Genomic DNA, 242 nt, shown 5'->3' on the forward strand with positions numbered 1-242 from the left:
GAACGCCGCGTACGCCATCCGGCACTTCGTCGCGGACGGCGACCGTGCTGCAGCCCAGCGCAGTTGGACGGATGCCGCGTGGAGTGCGCTGCAGGCCGCCGATGCCGGCAGCGACGCGCAGCTGTCCTGGGCACGGGCGCTCGCGACCGCATCCGCATTCGACGACGCGCACCACGAGCAGGTGCGGGCCCTGCTCGACGGCGACGTACCCGCGGGGCTCGTGGTCGACCCCGATCTGCGCT

General features: G+C 73.6%; 1 protein-coding gene. It reads left to right on the forward strand.

What is annotated here, in order from left to right; translation table 11 throughout:
• A partial coding sequence (locus SB753_RS40665; RefSeq protein ID WP_410805625.1) for a hypothetical protein occupies positions 1–242 on the forward strand: 242 nt, incomplete at both ends.

It is taken from the genome of Paraburkholderia sp. SIMBA_053 (assembly GCF_046534895.1).
GTDB classification, from domain to species: Bacteria; Pseudomonadota; Gammaproteobacteria; order Burkholderiales; family Burkholderiaceae; genus Paraburkholderia; species Paraburkholderia caledonica.